The sequence below is a fragment of the Sphaerisporangium rubeum genome (assembly GCF_014207705.1).
Lineage (GTDB): Bacteria > Actinomycetota > Actinomycetes > Streptosporangiales > Streptosporangiaceae > Sphaerisporangium > Sphaerisporangium rubeum.
On sequence record NZ_JACHIU010000001.1, the window covers coordinates 2,450,952 to 2,470,019 of the forward strand.

Annotated in this window: 19 protein-coding genes; 13 read left to right on the plus strand and 6 right to left on the minus strand. The window is 70.1% G+C overall.

Going from position 1 to position 19,068, the window contains the following annotated elements; all coding sequences use genetic code 11:
• Window positions 1–3 precede the first annotated feature (3 nt).
• The 3 genes from cmdF (at window position 4) to BJ992_RS10440 (ending at window position 3,406) form a co-directional block, all read left to right on the plus strand.
• Complete coding sequence (gene cmdF / locus BJ992_RS10430; RefSeq protein WP_184979910.1) at window positions 4–1,608, plus strand: tyrosine 2,3-aminomutase; 1,605 nt, start codon at window positions 4–6, stop codon at window positions 1,606–1,608.
• Between the two features lie 137 nt (window positions 1,609–1,745).
• Window positions 1,746–3,122, plus strand: a complete 1,377-nt coding sequence (locus tag BJ992_RS10435) for a condensation domain-containing protein (protein ID WP_184979912.1) — start codon at window positions 1,746–1,748, stop codon at window positions 3,120–3,122.
• A 20-nt stretch (window positions 3,123–3,142) separates the two neighbouring features.
• Window positions 3,143–3,406, plus strand: coding sequence for a phosphopantetheine-binding protein (locus tag BJ992_RS10440; RefSeq protein ID WP_184979914.1), 264 nt, complete (start codon window positions 3,143–3,145; stop codon window positions 3,404–3,406).
• A 224-nt stretch (window positions 3,407–3,630) separates the two neighbouring features.
• Here BJ992_RS10440 and BJ992_RS10445 read toward each other — a convergent pair whose 3' ends face one another.
• On the minus strand, window positions 3,631–5,229 hold the full coding sequence (locus BJ992_RS10445) for a 4-hydroxyphenylacetate 3-hydroxylase family protein (protein WP_343072588.1): 1,599 nt from the start codon (window positions 5,227–5,229) through the stop codon (window positions 3,631–3,633).
• Window positions 5,230–5,515: 286 nt separating this feature from the next.
• On the opposite strand from BJ992_RS10445, the gene BJ992_RS10450 reads away from it, so the two are divergent.
• The 3 genes from BJ992_RS10450 (at window position 5,516) to BJ992_RS10460 (ending at window position 8,637) form a co-directional block, all read left to right on the plus strand.
• On the plus strand, window positions 5,516–6,700 hold the full coding sequence (locus BJ992_RS10450) for an acyl-CoA dehydrogenase family protein (protein WP_184979918.1): 1,185 nt from the start codon (window positions 5,516–5,518) through the stop codon (window positions 6,698–6,700).
• 104 nt (window positions 6,701–6,804) lie between these two features.
• The gene (locus BJ992_RS10455; RefSeq protein WP_184979926.1) at window positions 6,805–7,227 is read left to right on the plus strand and encodes an SgcJ/EcaC family oxidoreductase; all 423 of its coding nucleotides are present in this window, start codon (window positions 6,805–6,807) and stop codon (window positions 7,225–7,227) included.
• Between the two features lie 423 nt (window positions 7,228–7,650).
• Window positions 7,651–8,637, plus strand: a complete 987-nt coding sequence (locus BJ992_RS10460) for a hypothetical protein (RefSeq protein ID WP_184979928.1) — start codon at window positions 7,651–7,653, stop codon at window positions 8,635–8,637.
• Window positions 8,638–8,677: 40 nt separating this feature from the next.
• Here BJ992_RS10460 and BJ992_RS10465 read toward each other — a convergent pair whose 3' ends face one another.
• On the minus strand, window positions 8,678–9,208 hold the full coding sequence (locus BJ992_RS10465; protein WP_184979930.1) for a MarR family transcriptional regulator: 531 nt from the start codon (window positions 9,206–9,208) through the stop codon (window positions 8,678–8,680).
• 643 nt (window positions 9,209–9,851) lie between these two features.
• On the opposite strand from BJ992_RS10465, the gene BJ992_RS10470 reads away from it, so the two are divergent.
• Window positions 9,852–10,337, plus strand: coding sequence for a MarR family winged helix-turn-helix transcriptional regulator (locus BJ992_RS10470; protein ID WP_184979932.1), 486 nt, complete (start codon window positions 9,852–9,854; stop codon window positions 10,335–10,337).
• Between the two features lie 138 nt (window positions 10,338–10,475).
• Window positions 10,476–11,462, plus strand: coding sequence for a helix-turn-helix transcriptional regulator (locus BJ992_RS10475; RefSeq protein ID WP_184979935.1), 987 nt, complete (start codon window positions 10,476–10,478; stop codon window positions 11,460–11,462).
• A gap of 112 nt (window positions 11,463–11,574) precedes the next feature.
• Here the strand turns inward: BJ992_RS10475 and BJ992_RS10480 are convergent, their stop codons facing one another.
• Complete coding sequence (locus BJ992_RS10480; protein WP_184979937.1) at window positions 11,575–11,898, minus strand: hypothetical protein; 324 nt, start codon at window positions 11,896–11,898, stop codon at window positions 11,575–11,577.
• On the minus strand, window positions 11,888–12,079 hold the full coding sequence (locus tag BJ992_RS10485) for a hypothetical protein (protein ID WP_184979939.1): 192 nt from the start codon (window positions 12,077–12,079) through the stop codon (window positions 11,888–11,890). Before BJ992_RS10485 ends, BJ992_RS10480 begins: the two co-directional genes overlap by 11 nt.
• Before the next feature lie 253 nt (window positions 12,080–12,332).
• Between BJ992_RS10485 and BJ992_RS10490 the strand changes: the two genes are divergently transcribed.
• From BJ992_RS10490 to BJ992_RS10510, 5 genes are all read left to right on the plus strand, one after another.
• The gene (locus tag BJ992_RS10490) at window positions 12,333–13,370 is read left to right on the plus strand and encodes an NAD-dependent epimerase/dehydratase family protein (protein WP_184979940.1); all 1,038 of its coding nucleotides are present in this window, start codon (window positions 12,333–12,335) and stop codon (window positions 13,368–13,370) included.
• 70 nt (window positions 13,371–13,440) lie between these two features.
• Entirely contained in the window at window positions 13,441–15,165 is a 1,725-nt protein-coding gene (locus BJ992_RS10495; RefSeq protein ID WP_246496595.1) for an acyl-CoA carboxylase subunit beta, read from the plus strand.
• Window positions 15,166–15,436: 271 nt separating this feature from the next.
• Window positions 15,437–16,006, plus strand: a complete 570-nt coding sequence (locus tag BJ992_RS10500) for a hypothetical protein (protein ID WP_184979942.1) — start codon at window positions 15,437–15,439, stop codon at window positions 16,004–16,006.
• 7 nt (window positions 16,007–16,013) lie between these two features.
• Window positions 16,014–16,520 carry a hypothetical protein gene (locus BJ992_RS10505; protein ID WP_184979944.1) on the plus strand — a complete coding sequence of 169 codons (507 nt, stop codon included), beginning with the start codon at window positions 16,014–16,016 and terminating at the stop codon, window positions 16,518–16,520.
• Complete coding sequence (locus BJ992_RS10510) at window positions 16,517–17,224, plus strand: GDSL-type esterase/lipase family protein (RefSeq protein WP_184979946.1); 708 nt, start codon at window positions 16,517–16,519, stop codon at window positions 17,222–17,224. Before BJ992_RS10505 ends, BJ992_RS10510 begins: the two co-directional genes overlap by 4 nt.
• Here BJ992_RS10510 and BJ992_RS10515 read toward each other — a convergent pair.
• The gene (locus tag BJ992_RS10515; protein ID WP_184979948.1) at window positions 17,221–17,937 is read right to left on the minus strand and encodes an alpha/beta fold hydrolase; all 717 of its coding nucleotides are present in this window, start codon (window positions 17,935–17,937) and stop codon (window positions 17,221–17,223) included. The two genes, BJ992_RS10510 and BJ992_RS10515, sit on opposite strands and share 4 nt — an antisense overlap.
• 166 nt (window positions 17,938–18,103) lie before the next feature.
• Window positions 18,104–18,862: a 4'-phosphopantetheinyl transferase superfamily protein gene (locus BJ992_RS10520; RefSeq protein WP_184979950.1), complete on the minus strand. Its 759-nt coding sequence runs from the start codon at window positions 18,860–18,862 to the stop codon at window positions 18,104–18,106.
• Between the last annotated feature and the right edge of the window lie 206 nt (window positions 18,863–19,068).

The following is a 19,068-nucleotide window of genomic DNA, read 5'->3' on the forward strand; positions in this document are numbered from 1 at the left end:
AACGTGACTCTGGTCGAGACCGAACTGTCTGTTGATTTCGACGGTGAGAGCCTGGACATCGCCGGTGTGCGGCGGGTCGCCGAGGAGTGGGCACCGTGCGCGGTGGCACCCACCTCGCTGGCGAGGGCCGCCGAGAGCAGGCGCATGTTCGAGGACACCATCAGGGACGGTGTGCCGGTCTACGGCGTGACCACCGGCTACGGCGAGATGATCTACATGCTGGTGGACCTGTCCAAGGAGGTGGAACTTCAGACCAACCTCGTGCGCAGCCACAGCGCCGGCGTCGGCCCGGTGTTCGCCGAGGACGAGGCCAGGGCCATCCTCGCGGCCCGGCTGAACGCGCTCGCCAAGGGCTACTCGGCGGTACGTCCCGAGCTGCTCGAACGCCTCGCGCTGTACCTGAACCTCGGCATCACCCCCGCGATCCCGGAGATCGGCTCCCTCGGCGCGAGCGGCGACCTGTCGACGCTGGCGCACATCGCGGTCACCGTCATCGGCGAGGGGTACGTGCTGCGCGACGGCAAGCGGGTCGAGACCGGCCCGGTGCTGCGGCAGCACGGCATCGAACCGCTTGAGCTGCGGTTCAAGGAAGGCCTGTCGCTGATCAACGGCACCTCCGGCATGACGGGACTCGGCGCGCTCGTCGTCGGCCGGGCCCTCACGCAGGTGCGGCAGGCCGAGATGGTGACGGCCCTGGTCGTGGAGACCATGCGCGGGTCCAAGAGCCCGTTCCTCGCCGAGGGCCACGACATCGCGCGGCCCCACCAGGGCCAGATCGACACCGCGTGGAACATGCGGGCCCTGATGAACGGCAGCGCGCTGGCCCTCGACCACGCCGAACTGCGCCGCCAGGCCGCCGAGCAGCACAACGGTGACGGGGTGTCCCGCACCGAGGTCTACATGCAGAAGGCCTACACCCTGCGGGCCATCCCGCAGGTCGTCGGCGCGGTGCGCGACACCCTGTACCACGCCACCGAGAAGCTGCACATCGAGCTGAACTCCTCCAACGACAACCCGCTGTTCTTCGAGGGCCAGGAGGTGTTCCACGGCGCGAACTTCCACGGCCAGCCGGTCGCGTTCGCCATGGACTACGTCACCATCGCCCTCACCCAGCTCGGCGTGTTCTCCGAGCGGCGCACCAACCGCCTGCTGAACCGCCACCTCAGCGACGGGCTGCCGGAGTTCCTCGTCGCCGGCGACCCCGGCCTGAACAGCGGCTTCGCTCCGGCGCAGTACCCGGCGACCGCGCTGGTCGCCGAGAACAGGACCATCGGCCCCGCCAGCACCCAGAGCGTGCCGTCCAACGGCGACAACCAGGACGTCGTCAGCATGGGTCTCATCGCGGCGCGCAACGCGCGCCGGGTGCTCGGCAACAACAACCGCATCCTCGCGGTGGAGTTCCTCGCCGCCGCGCAGGCGGTCGACCTGTCCGGCCGGTACGCGGGCCTCAGCCCGGCGAGCAAGGCGACGTACGACATGGTGCGCTCGCTGGTGCCGACCCTCGACAAGGACCGGTACCTGTCCGACGAGATCGAGCTGGTGGCCGCCGCGCTGTCGCGTGGCGACCTCCTCCAGGCCGCCGCGAGCGCCGGCGTCGAACTGCGCTGAACCGCGTTTTCCGGGACCGGGGAATTCCCGGTCCCGGAAATCCGGCATTCTCGGAGAATTTCATTTCTCCGAATACCGGTACATTTCGAGAAGACAGCGCGTGACCTCGGCAGAGGTCAGGGGTCAGGGGTGATGACATGAGCATTTCAGAGGCGACACGGCCGATCGCGCAGGACACGACAGAACGGGTACCGCTCTCGTTCAACCAGGAATTCCTCGTCATGTTCTCCTCCGGTGAGGAGGAGGGCCCGTTCGGCCCGCAGTACAACATCGTCTGCGGCTGGCGCGTCGCCGGGCTGGTCGACACCGCGGTGCTGCGGGACGCGCTCGGCGACCTCGTCGTGCGCCACGAGGCGCTGCGCACGTCCATCGTCAACGACCCCACCGGCCGCTACCAGCAGATCTTCCCGCCGGACGCGCCGGAACTGACCGTGCGCGACCTGCGCGGCGTCGCGCCGGCCGACCGCGACCAGGCGGCCGGCGAGCTGGTCAACGAGGCCGAGGCCGGGTCGTACAGCATCAGGGACCTGCCGCTGCTGCGCGCTGTCTTCGGCCGGTTCGACGAGCAGGACGGCGTGCTCGTGCTCATCGCGCACCACACCGCCGTGGACGAGTGGTCGATGCGGCTGCTGATGCGCGACCTCGCGGCCCTGTACGCCATGCGCCGCGGCCACCCGGTGGACCTTCCCGACGCGCGGCAGTACCAGGAGTACGCGCGCTGGCAGCTGTCCAGCGCCGCCGAGGCACCCGGCACCCGCGCGCGTGCGTACTGGCGCGACAAGCTGAGCGGCGCGCAGATCACCGCCACCACGACCGACCACCGGCGGTCCGAGCACCTGCCGAAGACGACCTCGTGGCACCGCTTCGCGATCCCCGCCGAGTCGACCTCGGCGATCCTGAAGCTGTCCAGGGAGACCCGCAGCTCCCCGTTCATGATCCTTTTCGCCGCGTACAGCGTGCTGCTGTCCCGGACGACGGGGACCACCGACATCGTGGTGCCGACGTTCAGCTCCGGCCGCGCGCAGGCACGGTTCCACAACACCGTCGGGTCGTTCTTCAACTTCATGCCGCTGCGCACCGACATCGCCGGCTGCGAGACGTTCCGCCAGGTCGTCGAGCGGGCCAGGGTCACCTGCATGGAGGCCTACTCGCACGACATCCCGTTCGCGCACGTCCTCGAAGAGGCGCCGACGCTGATGGCCCCCCTCGTCGAGGACGACAAGGCGGTCTGCGCGTTCCAGGTGTTCCGCTCCCCGGTCCCCGGCGACCACGAGGTGGTCGGCGACCTTACGTACTCGGAGATCCCGCGGCGGCTCGACCAGCCGATCGGCGGCGACGTCCCCGACGGCGCGCTGTGGCAGCTGGAGATCGACTCCTCCGGGGAGATCGTGGCGACGCTCGGCTTCAACAGCAACCTGTACACCGAGCGGACCTTCACCGAGATGGCCACGGAGTTCCGCAGGATCCTCGACGAGGCGGTCGCCACCCCCGACGCGTCACTGCAGCTGATCTGAGCACACGAAGGAGTTATCCGATGAGCGACGGCAACGACTTCCCCGACATCAGGCGGAAGGTCACCAAGATCTGGACCGACGTGCTGGCCGTGGCCCCCGGCGAGGAGAACGCCACGTTCTTCGAGCTGAACGGCGAGTCCATCGCGGCCACGAGGATCGCGTCCCGCGTCGACGAGGAGTTCGGGGTGTGGATCGAGGTCGCCGACATCTTCGAGGACGACCCCACCCTGGAGGACTTCATCACCACCGTCAGCTCCCGCGTCGCGAGCGCGTCGGCGGCCTGACCCGCGTCACCGCCGAGCCCCCGGCACCGGCCCCGCCTCCCGGCGGGTGCCACCGCCGGGGGCTCGTGGCATGGCGGTGACCCCGTCCCGTTCCACGGCCCGGTCCACGGTCCGCGCACACGGCCGCGCCGGTCTCCGTCCCCGCGGCGGTCCCCGGTCCTTCTCCAACGGCGAAGGCCACCCGGCTGCTGCTCCGGGTGGCCTCGGGCCGTGCGACGGGAACCTCAGATGTTCAGGCTCCCGTGGTCGAACCGCAGGTCGGGGAAGGACGCGAGGTCCGGTGCCGTCCAGCCGTCCAGGTCGTACTCCGACATGCACTCGGCGACGAACGCCTTGTACTGGTCCACCTGGCCGTTGGCGAGCTGAGCGTTGAGCAGCTCCACCCGCGTGTTCTCGTGGTTGCCGGCGTAGTTGCGCTCGTACAGCTCGTGCCGGCCGCCGAACTCGGTGCCGACGGCGTCCCACAGCAGCTTCATGAGCTTGATGCGCTCCACGGCCTCCGTGCCGTCCGAGCCGCGCACGTACTTGTCCAGGTACGGCCGGATGTCGGGGTTGGCGAAGTCCTTGGCGCTGGAGTTGATGTAGATCAGCCCGCTGGCGATGTCCTGCTGGATGATCTCCTTGATGCGGGGGTAGCCGATCTGCATGAACCACCGGTACGCCATGCCGTACGCCGGGTTCGGCAGCAGCGCGCCGTCCTTCCAGTGCACCGGGTTGCGCGCCGCCGCGTCGGAGAAGGCCCAGAACAGGTTGCGCCAGGCCAGCACCTCGCCGATGCGGGTCTGCACACCGCGGAAGTCCTTGGTGCCGGTCATCTCGGTGGCCCGGATCAGCAGCCCCGCGAGGAACTCCAGCTTGACCGCCAGCCGCGTGCAGCCGTGGAACGTGAACCGCTCGAAGAAGCCGGAACGGCCGGTGAACAGCAGCGCCTTGCCGAGGTGGCCGTAGACGAAGACGTTCTCCCAGGGGATGAGCACCTTGTCCAGCACGAGGATCGTGTCGTTCTCGTCCAGCCGCGACGACAGGGGGTAGTCGAACGGCGTCCCCATCACCGTGGCGTTGGTGGTGTACGACGGCCGGCAGATCAGCTTCACACCGGCGGCACCCATCGGGACGGTCGCGACCAGCGCGAACTTCTTGTCCTTGATCGGCAGTCCGTAGTGCGCGATGAAGTTGTAGTGCGTGAGCGCCGACCCCGTGGCCACGACCTTGGCGCCGCTGACGATCAGGCCGGCGTCGGTCTCCTTCTCGACGTGGATGAACACGTCGGCCACCTCGTCCGGCGGCCGGTTGCGGTCCACCGGCGGATGCACGATCGCGTGGTTCCAGTACAGGACCTTCTCCTGCGACTCCTTGTACCAGCGGCGCGCGTTGTCGTCGAACGGCTCGTAGAAGTCGGCGTTCGCGCCGAGCGTGCCGAGGAAGGCCGCCTTGTAGTCGGGGCTGCGGCCCATCCAGCCGTAGCTCATCCGCGACCACGCCGCGATGGCCTGCTGGTCGGCGACCAGGTCCTCCACGCTGTGCGGCGTGGTGAAGAACCGGTGCGTGTAGCCGTCGCTGCCGGTGTCGGTCGGCTTGGTGAGGATCGGCTGCTTCTCGGGGTCGTGCAGCGCGTCGTACAGCCGCGCGGTCATCCGTACCGGGTTGTGGAACGCCGGATGCGCCGTGACGTCCTTGACCCTCTCCCCGTTGAGGAAGATCTCCCGGCCGTCGCGCAGGGTCTCGATGTACTCGTCTCCGGTCAGCGGGCGCGTCTTCGGCCGGTCCTCGGGGACGGCCGTGGCCTGGTCCTCCGTGAACGGAACCGCATCGTCTACTCGCACCTCAACTCCTCGAATCGGTAGTGGTCGAGCGATGCGTCCGGTGCGGACGGGGCTCGAACGAAAGTCCGCGATTCGTCCATCGTCACCTCTGCGGCACCCGCGCGGCATCTTTGAGGTTGCGGGCCTGCCGCTGCTTCGCACTCCAGAAGATGCGCAGGTACGGGGCCTGGTGGGACCTTCGGAAGGGTGGGCGGCCTGCGGTTCGCCGGTGCGTCCGCGACCTGTCACACCGGCCGTCCGGCGTTCGCCGGCTCCACGGTTTCCGGACTGTCACCCCAAGGAGGAAATGGTGCTGACGACCGAGGTTCCCACCCGGGAACAGCTAGTCGGCCGGGCGACCGAACTCGTGCCGCTCCTGCGTCAGAACGCGGCATGGTCGGAGGAGAACCGGCGCATCCACCAGGACTCGATCGACGCGCTCGCCGACGCCGGCGTCTTCAAACTGCGCACCCCCGCGCGGTACGGCGGCTACGAGGCCGACACCCGCACGCTCGTCGAGGTGGCCGCCGAGCTCGGCCGCGGCGACGCGTCCACCGCGTGGGTCGCCTCGGTGTACTGGATCCCGACCTTCATGGCCTGCCTGTTCCCCGACGAGGTGCAGGACGAGGTCTTCTCCACCCCCGACGTGCGGGTCTGCGGCACGCTCAGCCCGTCCGCGATGGCCACGCCGGTCGACGGCGGCATCGTCGTGAACGGCAAGTGGAGCTTCATCAGCGGCGCGCACCACGCGCACTGGCAGGAGATCATCGCGGTGCTGGTGCCGCCGGAGGGTGAGCCCATGCCGGTCATGGCGCTCGTGCCGATCTCCGAGCTGGCGATCATCGACGACTGGCACACCTCCGGGCTCAAGGGCACCGGCAGCGTGAGCACCGCCGCGCAGAACCTGTTCGTGCCATCCGCGCGGGTCATCCCGCTGCCGGCCATCCTCATGGGCCAGTACGCCTCCAAGATCAACGCCAACAGCCCCATCTACCGGGCCCCGCTGCTGCCGGTCGCCTCCGCGTCGTCGGTCGGCACCGTCGTCGGCCTCGCGCGCGCCGCCAAGGACGCCTTCTTCGAGCGCCTGCCGGACCGCAAGATCACCTACACCGGCTACGGCAGCCAGGCCGAGGCCCCCGTCACCCACCTGGCCGTGGCCGAGGCCGCCGCCAAACTCGACCAGGCCGAGTTCCACGCGCTGCGCCTCGCCACCACGGTCGACACCAAGTCCGTCGACGGCACTCCCTGGACCCTGGAGGAGCGCGTCAAGGCCCGCGCCGACATGGGCCAGGTCGTCAAGCTCGCCAAGGAGTCGGTCGAGATCCTCGCCTCCGCCAGCGGTGGCTCGTCCATCTACACCGACGTCCCGATCCAGCGCATCGCGCGCGACATCCAGGCCGTCAACCTCCACGCGCTCATGCACCCGGAGACCAACGCCGAACTGTACGGCCGGGTCCTCTGCGGCCAGGCCCCCGACACCCTCTACATCTGACCCCGACCGGTACGGCCAGGCCCGGGACACTCTCCCGGAAACCGACGCCGACCGGACACGGCCAGACCCGGACACCCCTACATCTGACCTGGAGGTCCCTCGACATGACCACCACAGCCCCCGCCTCCCCCGTCACCGACGCCGACAAGGCCGCCGTCGCTGCCGTCCCCGGCCGTGTCGTCGCCGCCTGGGCCGCGCAGGACGGCGCCGCCTTCGCCTCCGTCTTCACCCCTGACGGCACCATGATCCTCCCCGGCTTCTACCGCAAAGGCGTCGCCGACATCGAGGCCTTCATGACCTTCGCCTTCCAGGGCCCCTACAAGGACACCCGCGTGACCGGCACCCCCATCGACTTCCGCTTCCTCACCCCCGACACCGCCGTCGTCATCACCGAAGGCGGTGTCATCGCCGCCGGCGAGACCGAACTCTCCCCCGACCGCACCATCCGCGCCACCTGGGTCGTGACCCGCCACGAAGGCGACTGGAAACTGGCCGCCTACCAGAACAGCCCCCGCGACCCCGCCTGACGACGCCGATGCCCACACCCCCACCGCGGGAGCGGAGCACGGCCCGAAGGTGCCACCGGACGGACCACCGACGGCCCGTCCGGAGCCCCATGCCCGGCCCCGCCGCGGTGGGACGGTGTGCGCCGGCCCCGGCGCCGTCGTCCGGCGAGGAGCCGGCCACCTGTGCTGCTCGTCCCGTGCTGTGGTTTCCGGCGCCGGCGCGGTGGGACGGTGTGCGGCGGCTCCGGCGCCGCCGTACGGCGGCGCCACCCGGGGCTCACGGGTCGGTGCCACTCGGATCGAGGCCCAGTACGACGTGCCAGGCAAGCCACACCACCAGGCCGTGAGGTCTCGATCCGTCGCGAGGAGTGACCGATGTCGCCTGAACCAGAGACCTTCCGGCCCCCGGCCGGGGCGCCATCGTCGTCCGGCACACCGGCGCAGGTGACCGATCTCCTCGGAGGTCTGCTTCACATCGCCTACGCCGAACGTCCCGAGGTCGTCACCGTCGCCACCGGCTTCACCCCTGACTCGGCACGCGACCGCGCGGAGCTGCGCGCCTCAGCCCTGGCGTCCTTGCGCGCGCTCACCGTGCCGGTCCCGGAGAAGGAACCCGCCGGGTCGTACCCGGCGAACGCCGCCGCTTCGTCCCAGCTACCCATCAGAGTGCTGGGATTGGCCGACTTCATGCCCGATCCGCCTGATGACGGCCCCGAGCGGGTCTCCGGGATCGGTGTCCTCACCGGCGAGCGGTACCTGGTCCCCGCCGAGGTCGTCTGGACCGATGAGGCCGGAGCACGAGTGGAGCCGACCCTGGTCGGTCTCGTCGCCGACCGCCGGGAAGGTGTGTCCGGCGCCATAGCGGACCTGCTCGCGCACGACGTGGTGACCCGTTGGTGGGCCGACCCCCGTACCCCGTTGCACAACATGTCCCGCCGCGTCCCCGGCATGCTGCCGTCCGGAGTCGCCGACGCGCTGACCATGATGCGCCTGAGGGTGTCGGCGTTCGTGCTCCCCGCCTCCGACTTCCCCATAGCCGTGGTAGGCGTCAGCGGAGACGGCACCACCATCGCCGCCGCCGCGTCCAGGTCCGTCACCGCCGCCGTCCGCGAGGCCTTCCTCCGCGCGATGGCGGCCCGCGCGCAGCCCTGGGACACGCTCCCCACCGCCGACTCCCTGCGCCGCCTCACCGTCTGGCACCGCGAGACCGATTACCTCACCCACCTGGAGCGCTGGGCCACCGCCTCCGTCCCACCCCCCTCGGAGCCCTCCGACCCTCTCGGCTGGGCCGACATCGCCTGTCGCCGCTTCGGCCACGAACCCATCCTGATCGGCCGTACCCCTGCCACCGCCGCGAAAGTCATCTGCCCCGGCGCCGCCTGCCACCACCGCGCCCCCGCCGGCACCCCCCTCCCGTGTCCCGTCCCCTGACCCCGGGAGATCAGGTCTCCTGTCGGTGGTGACGGTGTTGTCAGCTTGTTTGCCGGACGGTGTCGTCTGGGGCTCGGCGGGTCGTGTTCTCGTGGGCCGGGTGGCGGTCGATCGGGGGTGGCTGGTCGGGGCGGGTGTGGACCAGGCGCCATAGGAGGGTGGTGAACTGGGTGCGTTCGGTCGGGGTGAAGGGGGAGAGGTAGGTGTCGAGGGCCTCGTGGATGGCGGGGGAGATTTTGTGGCGGAGGAGGGTTTGGCCTTCTGGGGTGAGGCCTATGGCGTATTTGCGGCGGTCGTCGGGGTTGCGGGCCCGTTGGACCAGGCCGAGGCGTTCCAGGCCGTCGACGACGCTGACCATTGTGGTGCGGTCTATGCCGTGGGTGCGGGCCAGGTCCTGTTGGGACTGGGGGCCGGCGGAGTCGATGGCGGTCAGGACGATGAAGTCTTTGGAGCGGAGGCCGAAGGGTTCTACCGCGGACTCGAGGATTTCGACGTAGAGGTCGTGGGCCTGAGTCACGAGCAGCGTCAGGGCCTCCGGACGGGGGCGATGGTCGCTGGGAGAATCACTCACATCGTCCCCTTAGGTAGGCATATCTCGGTTAATGCGCAAGATGGGCCTTATTCCGTAATGCCAGGAATATGGCAAGAGTGTCACACGCAGTCATGGGGTGCGGCAACAGCTCACGGCCGAGTCGGGGCCGGCTCCCGATCGGTCCCGGTTCGGCCGTTGGAGGTCCGGTGTTCAGGCTGGATCGGGATGGGGATGGTTCCTGTTCAGGTCGGGTGGTGTGGCGAGGCGCGGTGTCCGGGCCGGGTGGTGCGGCGAGGAGTGTGTCCGGGCCGGGTGGTGCGGCGAGAGGTGGGGTGCGGGTCGGCGTTGGGGTGACGGGGTTCCGGCCGGGGCCGGTCGGGGTGTGGGGAGGTTTCTGCCGGGGGGTGAGGGGTTGTCGCCGGGGTGCGGCATGAGGTCGGGGTGCTGTCCGGCCTGGTGTGGTGGAAGGCCGGGTGATTCCCCTTGGTTGGTGCCGGGTTTGTCGGATATTGCGGAGATGCTTGGCGCACCGAAAATCGTCAGTAATGCTGATTGACAGAGATGCTGATGGTCTGTGATCCTGATGGAAGGTGTAGGGGGCGGTATAGGGGTCCGGAGTGGGGTGTCCTGTGCCGTCGTACGGAGATGGAGTCGGTGGTGGCCGAGCGCTGGGGTGGTGGGGATGACGGGACCACGTGGGACGGGGCTTGACGCGATGGGGGTCAGGCGGAGGGTGGACGGCGGGACGGAGCTGCTGGCCGAGTCGACGGGGTGGCTGCTCAACGGGGTGGCGCGTGCGGTGACGGCGGAGCTGGAGCAGGCGTTGCGGCGGGACGATCTGCGGTGGCGTGAGTACGGGGTGCTCGGCACGCTGGAGGCCACCGGAGCGTTGTCGCAACAGGAGATCGGACGGCGCCTCGGGGTGGACCGTTCGACGATGGTGCACCTGATCGACGTGCTGGAGGACCGCGGGCTGGTGGCGAGGAGCCGGGACCGTGCGGACCGGCGGGCTTATTCCATAGAGCTGACTGCGGCCGGCCGCGAGCTGCTCGCCGAGGTGCTCCACCCGGTCACCGCCGAGGTGCACGAGCGGGTCATAGGCAGGCTGACCAGCGAGGATCGCGCCACTCTCAATCGCATCCTGGCCGAACTGGCCGGCACCGAGTGATCGGGTGCCGGTTATGGGGTGATTTACGAATCATCTAGGTCTCTGATAGTTTGTAATCCCACATATCCATTGGAGCAGGTTGAGGGCGGATCAAACCCGTGGTCGCCCTGGGTGAGGGACATGGCCAGGAGGCGAGCCATGGACGTATCCGTCATCGGGATCACGGCCGAGGCCGTGGAGGTCTACCGCTACTTCCTCCGGCATCACGGAGAAGGCGTCGGTTCGGTACGGCAGGCGCTCGGTCTCGACCCCGACAGCGTCGAGGCCGCCGTCGAGTCCCTGGAACGTCTTTCCCTGCTCGACCTCAGCGACCGGCACAAGGTCGTCGCCACCGAGCCCGCCATCGGCATCGAGCGCCTCATCGAGCGGCGCCTCGGTGAGCTCAACACCGAGATCCGCCGCGTGCTGTCGGCACGCGACGTCATCGCCACCCTGGTCGAGGACCAGAAGCACGGCGAGGCCGCGGTCTCCGTGCTCGACATCGAGCGGGTCGAAGGGCTGGACCGGGTACGCCAGCGGCTGGACGACCTCGGGTTCTTCTCCTACAAGGAGACCCTGTGCCTGCACCCCGGCGGCCCGCTGTCCCGCGGCGCCATCGAGACCGCGCTGCCGCTCGACACCAGGTCGCTGCGCCGCGGTCTCGCCGTCAAGGCCGTGTACCACCCCAAAGCGCTCGACGACCCGCTGATGGCGGCCTACCTGCGTGACGTCGTCGGCCTCGGCGGCCAGATCCACATCACCGAGGACCCGATGGACCGCATGGTGATCTTCGACCGCAGCGTCGCGGTCGTCCCCATCCACCCCAAGGAGAGTGCACGGGGTGCGCTCCTGGTCAGGGAACCGGGCCTTGTGTCGCAGCTCGTCACCTACTTCGACGGGGTGTGGAACGACGCCGTCGACTTCCGCGAGTACATCGAGCCGAGCGACGACAAGCCGCACCTGTCGGACCTGGAGCGCCGCGTCCTCGCGGTGATGGCGACCGCGGACAAGGACGAGATCGCGGCCCGCGAGCTGGACGTCTCGGTCCGCACCTACCGCAGGTACGTCGCCGACCTGATGGCGAGACTCGGCGCGGTCAACCGCTTCCAGGCGGCCCTGCGCGCCAAGGAGGAGAACTGGATCTGATCGCCGGCCGGAGGCGGTTCCATGAACGGGACCGGGCCCGGCCGGCTTCAGGAAGGACCGGTCCGGCCGGCGGTCAGGCCCGGGAGAGAGGCGGATCCGGTCCGCGGCGGGTTCAGTTCCACTGGGGTCGCTGCCCGTGGCGGCGGGCCGTGATCCAGTAGCCGAGGTGGGGCCCGGGGCCCACGCCGAGCGTGTGGCAGCTCACCAGACGCCAGTGGCTGACCTCGGGGTTGGCGAGCACGTTGATCACCTTGGCGCGTACCTCGGAGTTGGTGAGATCCTCGTCGGTGTTCACCCGGATCACGATGTCGCCGGTCGCCTGCTTCAGGTCCTTGCGCCACCGCGGAGGCAGCAGCGCGAGGATGCGGATGCCGTCGATCGGGGACTGGACGCCTCCGCCGTCCACCGTGCGGCGCAAGGTCAGCTCAAACAACATGGCGGACCGTTCCTGCGGACGCGGCGGCGGGACGGCCGGACGGAGCCGTCCTGTGGGGGATGGGGGTGGCCGGGGAGAGGCCGGGGGTGGTGCCGGGGCGAGCGAACGCGCCGGGGTCCTCGGGGGCCCAATTGCCGGCGGCGGGAATTGATTCCGCCGGAGGCATGACCGGGGTCTCCATTTTCTCAATCTCTTTTCCGTGGCGGTGGATTGGTTCTCCCGCGACCAACTCTCCGCTCCGTACCGGCCTGCTTCCAGGGAGGCGGCAGGCAGCAAGTTGCCGGTACGTGACCGCTTCCTGCCACTACAGACGGCAGGTGCCGCCATCGGCCGCACGGCGTCGCGCCGGCCGCCGCCGGGAGGCTGAAAGCACACTCGGAGATGACACGGTCCGGCCACAGGCTTTTCACTGAAGTGAAATGGGAGGTGTCCGGATGTTGGTTACCGTGACCGGCGGCACGGGTTTCGTCGGTGTCCATTCCGTCGCCGCCGTCGTGCGCGCCGGCCACCGGGTCCGCGTCCTCGCACGCGACCCCGGCCTGCTCGGGCCCGCGCTCGGACCGCTCGACGTGCCGCCAGGCGCGGTGGACGTCGTCGCGGGGGACGTCACCGACGAGGTGGCCGTGGCCGCCGCGGTGCGCGGCGCGGACGCCGTGCTGCACGCCGCTTCGGTGTACTCCTTCGACAGCCGCCGCCGCGCCGAGATGCGCGCGGTCAACGAACGCGGCACCGAGGTCGTGCTGACCGCCGCGCGGCGCGCGGTGCCCGGCCCGATCGTGCACGTGTCGACCGTCGCGGCGCTGTTCCCCGCCAAAGAGATCGGCATGGAGTCGCCGGTGGGCCGGCCACGCGAGACGTACATGGCCACCAAGGCGGCGGCCGAGCGTGTCGCGCGGCGGCACCAGGCGGACGGCGCACCTGTCGTGATCACCTACCCGCCGGCGCTGCTCGGCCCGCACGACCCGAAGCTCGGCGACCAGACGAGCAGAGTGCGGGACGTGCTGCGCGGCCTGATGCCGATCTGGCCGCTCGGCGGGTTCCCGGCAGGCGACGTGCGCGACACCGCCGAGCTGCACGCGAGCCTGTTCACCGCTCCGCCTGCCACTCCGGCGCGGTTCTTCGCGCCGAGCCACTACCTCACCACGCGGGAGTACCTCGCGGCGCTGCGCGAGGTCACCGGCCGGCCGCTGCCGGCCGTCCACCTGCCGGCGCGGGCCATGTTCCCGGTGGGCCGGCTCGCCGACCTGGCGCAGCGGGTGTGGCCGTGGCACATCCCGGCCGAGTACGGCGCCTTGTACACCTGCGCCTGCGCCACCCGCGTGGCCACGCACGCGGACACCCGCGGCCTCGCTCCCCGGCCGTTCACGCGGACGGTCACCGACACCGTGCGCTGGCTGCGCGACGCGGGGCACCTGACCGGCCGCCAGGCGGGTGCCGTGGGGCAGGCGCCGTCCCTCGTGGCGGTCCGCTGATGGGGTGGCCGCCATGAGCGAGCAGGTGGTGACCGGTCCGAGCCTTGTTCATCCCGGGGGAGAGGTCCCGATGCGCGCAACCGAGATCGACTTCCTGCCCGTCACCATGCCACCCCCCGCCGGCGCCGACTCACCCGCCGGCACCGCGAACGGCACGTCGAACGGCACGTCGAACGGCACGTCCAACGGCACGTCCAACGGCACCGCGAACGGCACGTCCGACGGCCACGCGCCGCCGCCGAGGAAGCCCTCCATGGCGGTGCTGCGCGAGCAGGGTGAACGGCTGCGTGGCCGCATCACCGCCGGACGCAAGGAGTCCGTGGCGCGGCAGCACGCGCTCGGCAAGCGCACCGCGCGCGAGCGTATCGAGGCGCTGCTGGACGAGGGGTCGTTCGTCGAGATCGACATGTACCGGCGCCACCAGGCCCAGGGCATGCGCATGGGGGACAACCGGCCGCACACCGACGGCGTGGTCACCGGCTCGGGGACCATCGACGGCCGCCGGGTCTTCGTGTACGCGCAGGACTTCACCATCTTCGGCGGCTCGCTCGGCGAGGCCCACGCCGCGAAGATCCACAAGGTGATGGACCTGGCGCTGTCCACCGGCTCGCCGGTCATCGGACTCATCGACAGCGGCGGCGCGCGCATCCAGGAAGGAGTCGTGTCCCTGGCGGGATACGGCGGCATCTTCCAGCGCATCGTGCAGGCGTCCGGCGTGATCCCGCAGATCAGCGTGGTGCTCGGCCCGTGCGCCGGCGGCGCCGCCTACACCGTCGGGCTCGCCGACTTCGCCTTCATGGTGCGCGACACCGCGCAGCTCTACCTGACGGGCCCGGACGTCGTCGAGGCCGTGAGCGGCCAGCGCGTCACGCACGCCGAGCTCGGCGGCGCCGACGTGCACGGCCGCCGCTCGGGGGTCGCGACGTTCGTGCACGACGACGAGGAGAGCTGCCTGCTCGACGTGCGCTACCTGGTCTCGCTGCTCCCCGGCAACAACCTGGAACCGCCGCCGTCGTGGCCCGCCACCGGCGCCACCGAGGACGTGCGGCCCGCGCTGGCGGACATCGTGCCGGTGGAGCCCAACAAGCCGTACGACATGCGGTCGGTCGTCGCCGAGATCGTGGACGACGGGGAGTTCCTGGAGATCCACGAGAACTGGGCCACCAACGTGATCTGCGTGCTGGCGCGCATCGACGGCGAGGTGGTGGGGGTCGTCGGCAACCAGCCCATGGTGCTGGCCGGCGTGCTCGACGTGGACGCGTCCCAGAAGGCCGCGAGGTTCGTGCGGTTCTGCGACGCGTTCGGCATCCCCCTGGTCACGCTGATCGATGTGCCGGGGTTCCTGCCGGGGACCGACCAGGAGCACGAGGGCATCATCAGGCACGGCGCCAAGCTGCTGTACGCGTACTGCGAGGCGACCGTGCCGCGTGTGCACGTCGTGGTGCGCAAGGCCTACGGCGGCGCGTACATCGTGATGGACTCGCGGTCCATCGGCACGGACCTGTCGCTGGCGTGGCCGACCAACGAGATCGCGGTGATGGGTGCGGAGGGTGCGGTCAACGTCATCTTCCGCAAGGAGCTGGCCGCGTCGGTGGACCCGGCGGGCCTGCGCGCCGAGCTGGTGGAGGAGTACGTCGAGCAGCTCGTGCACCCCCACTACGCGGCCGAGCGCGGCCTCGTGGACGACGTCATCGACCCGGTGCTCACCCGCGCGGCGGTGGCCAGGGGCCTCGCGATGCTGCGCGGCAAACGGAAGCAGGCGCCGCAGCGCAAGCACGGAAACGTGCCTTTGTGAAGCTCTCCGGTAAGCATCCCTACCGGCCTTCCGGCGATGTTTCGGCGGTCCATTTCGGACCCAAAGTGCGAGGACATAACACGGATGTCCGAAACTGGACACCCCTACGTCAGAAAAACATGGCAAAACAAGAGAAGCGTCTCAGGCACCTAATGCGTCACAATGAGCATCAGCCCGACACTCCGTCCTTAATTCCTCGGGACGGAGCGTTCGTCACGCCTTCATGCGTGCGGGTCACCCGGTCAAGAATCCGCGGGATCGAGGTTTGCGCATGGCCACCGGAATCACTTCGCCTGCGAGCGGCACCCTGGCACCCGGCATCAACGGCAGGTACCACAAACTCGCACTCAACGCCTTCATGTTCATCGTCGTCGCGCACTGGGCCGAGCACATCGCTCAGGCCATCCAGATCTACGCGCTCGGCTGGAAGCTCCCCGACGCGCGCGGCGTGCTCGGCCTGCCGTTCCCGTGGCTGGTGACCTCCGAGTGGATGCACTACGGCTACGCGCTGATCATGCTGATCGGTCTCATCGCGCTGCGCAAGGGCTTCGTCGGCCGGGCACGGACCTGGTGGACGATCTCCCTCGGCATCCAGGTGTGGCACCACTTCGAGCACCTGCTCCTGCTCATCCAGAAGCTGTCCGGCGCCAACCTGGCCGGCAGGCCGGTGCCGACCAGCATCCTGCAGCTCATCGTCCCGAGAGTCGAACTGCACCTGTTCTACAATGCGGTGGTGTTCGCCCCGATGCTGGTCGCGGTGATCCTGCACCTCCGTCCCCGCCCCGAGGAGCGCGCCAAGATGCAGTGCACGTGCGCGACCCCCGTAGGCGCCGCGGCCTGACCGCGCCATGACCGACGAGGTTCACGACTTCGCTCTGGACCGCGAGCGCCCCAGGCGTCCGCGGTCCCCGGCGTTCACCGCCGCGCTGGCGCTCGTCGCGCTCTTCCTGCTCTACCTCGCGGTGCCCAACATCGGCCCCACGGTGCGCGCCGCGCGCGCCGACGGAGCCTCCGGGGTGTTCACCGCGCGCGAGCTGTACTGCATCCAGCACCCCGGTCACGAGAGCTGCACGTGGACCGGCGACTTCGTGGCCGACGACGGCACCGTGCAGCGGGCCGACGTGGCCCTGTACGGCGCGGACCGCGAGATGCTCCAGCAGGGCCAGCGGACCAAGGCGATCGACGTCGGCCGGGCCAACCAGGTGTACGGCCCCGGCGGTTCCAACGAGTGGGTCTTCACGTTCTCGCTGCTGCTCATCGCCGTCGCGCTGCTCGCCTACCTGTTCGTCCTGCCGCCGCTGCGCCGCCGCCGCGCTCGCGCGCGCGACGGCGGAGGTGTGCCGTCGCCGGCGTGACCCCTCGCGTCATGATCGTGGGGGACTCCATCAGCCAAGGCGCCGAGGGGGACAGGACCTGGCGCCACCGGCTGGCCGAGCATCTCGGCGAGCGTGACGTCGTCGTCCGGTTCGTCGGACCGTGGACCGGCACCTGGATCCTCCCCGACCCCCGCGGCGGTGAGCTCGCGGAGTTCGCCTGCGTCCAGACCCGCATCGGCCGCTACCCGAGAGGTGGCGGCTTCGGTGACGGCCTGCACTACGCGCGCTGGGGCCGCACCCTGCACGAGGCCAAGGACGGCATCGCCGGCGCCGTCGCGGCCTGCCGTCCGGGACACCTGATGGTCGCGCTCGGCTTCAACGACCTGGCCTGGGGTGTCTCGGGCCCCTCCGGCCTGCTGGCGGACCTCGCGACCTTCGTCAGCCGCGCCAGGACGGCCCGTCCGGACCTGCGCTTCCTCGTGGCCGACGTCGTGCGGCGCACCCCCCTGGCGGAGCACCCCCATCTCGGCGCACTCATCGGCGCCTACAACCGCGCGCTGCCGGCGGCCCTCGCCACGATGTCCACCCCGAGCTCCCCGGTCCTCCCCGTCGCGCTGTCGGCGCGGTACGACCCCTACAGCGACGCCTACGACGGCCTGCACCCCAACCCCATCGGCGAGATCAAGATCGCTCAGACCTTCGCCGAGGCCTTCCTCGCGACCGGCGACCGCGCCGCGGCCTAGGCGGCGACGCCGGTCAGCAGGGTCACCAGGCGGTCGGGGGCCGAGACCATGGGCCAGTGGCCGGTGTCGAGGGTGTGGAAGTCCCAGGTCGGGGAGCGGCGCAGCGCGGTGACGTCGGGGGCGACCCGGCCGCCGTAGTGGTCCTTCTCGCACACGACGTACGTGGCGCGCTGCTGCTCCAGGGGACGGGTCAGCACGGCGGGCTCGGAGAGGGTGTGGCCGGGGTGGCCGACGAAGCGCTCCACCAGCCACGCGGCCTGGCCGGGGGACAGGTCCTGGCCGTCGGCCACCACCGTGACGTCGGGGACGGGCCACCGGCCGCCGTTCTCGGCGATGAGACGCAGCTCCGCGGCACGCTGGCGTTCGGGGAAGGCGTGCAGCATCGACAGGCCGTCGTGCGGCAGGAACGCCTCCACGAACACGGTGTGCGCCACCCGGTCGGGGAGCCGGTCGGCGACCTGGCCGGCGACGATGCCGGAGTAGCTGTGCGCGACGAGGATGACGTCGCGCAGATCGTCCTTCTCCAGCACCGAGGCCAGTTCGGCCACGTGGGTGGCGAGGCCGACGCGTGAGACGTCGGCCTCCGGCCCGGCCAGTCCCGACAGGGTGACCGCGCGTGCCTGGTGGCCGAGGACGCGCAGCCCTCGGATCACCGGTTCCCAGGCCCAGGCACCCATCCAGGCGCCAGGGACCAGGATGTACTGTCTTCTCACGGCGGGTCCGCTTCCTCTCCTCCAAAGGGACTGCCCAGAACAATACGAAAGAACACCTGTTAACGGCGATTCAGCCATAAGTGTCGGTCATGGCTTTATCCCACTACTCCTGCCGTGACTTTCGGTAATATTCAACAGTCGCTTACACTTCAGGTCAACGCCGATGTCACGCCGCGATGCCGATGGTCGTGAATGGCATACGGGTGAGATCGTCGACCTCGGCCTCCATGACGCTCACCGGTCCCGCGCCGCTGATGGTCGCGATCATCCCGGCGTACCCCGGCCCCGGGTCCAGAGCGGACAGCCGCAGCTCGTCCACCGGCACGTCCAGCGGCCAGTCCAGCAGCGCCGGCGGCTGGTGCGGGTAGCTGACGCTCACGTGCCGCGGCGGCACGCGCAGGCCGTGGCCGGTGGCCTTGAGCACGGCCTCCTTGATCACCCAGATGCGGGTGAAGGCGGCGTGCTGGTGCCGCTCGGGGAGTGAGCGGACGAAGTCCTGCTCGGCGGGGGTGAGCGCCGAGCGGATCAGCTCGTTCACCGGCGCGTCCGGTATCTGCTCGACGTCCACGCCGATCGGCCCCGCGGTGCTGAGCGCCACCGCGACGCGGTCCCCGGAGTGGGACACCGAGGCGTAGAGCGGCTCGGGGGTGTGCAGGATGTGCGGCTTGCCGTGCGGCTTGCCGCAGTCAGGGCACCTGCGCTCGACGTGCACCTGGTGCGGCGCGATGTCCAGGTGGGCCGCGGCGGCGGCGCGCAGCAGCAGGCAGGCGGTGAGGAAACGACGCCGGTCGGCGTCGCGGTGGAAGCGCATGGCGCGCTCCAGCTCAGGCGGGCTGAGCACGCCGGAGACGGTGTCGGCAGGCGGCTGCTGCGGGGTGGCCCACCAGACGCGGCTGTGGCCGTCCGGGACGAGGGCTGTGGTCACGGTGCCTCCCTTCCTTGTCTTTTCCGAGGTGTGCCGCGACGCGCCTCGCGGCGGGGTGGAAATCGGAGCGGCGGAAATGGTCACGGGACGGTGGAATTCGACAGATGATTCATGGGGTTCGCGCATTTGTGATCTCGCCGGCTCGTGGGTTCTTTTCACGTTCGCAAGGTCCACTGTGCGTCGCGCGCTCCGCGCGTTCTATGCGA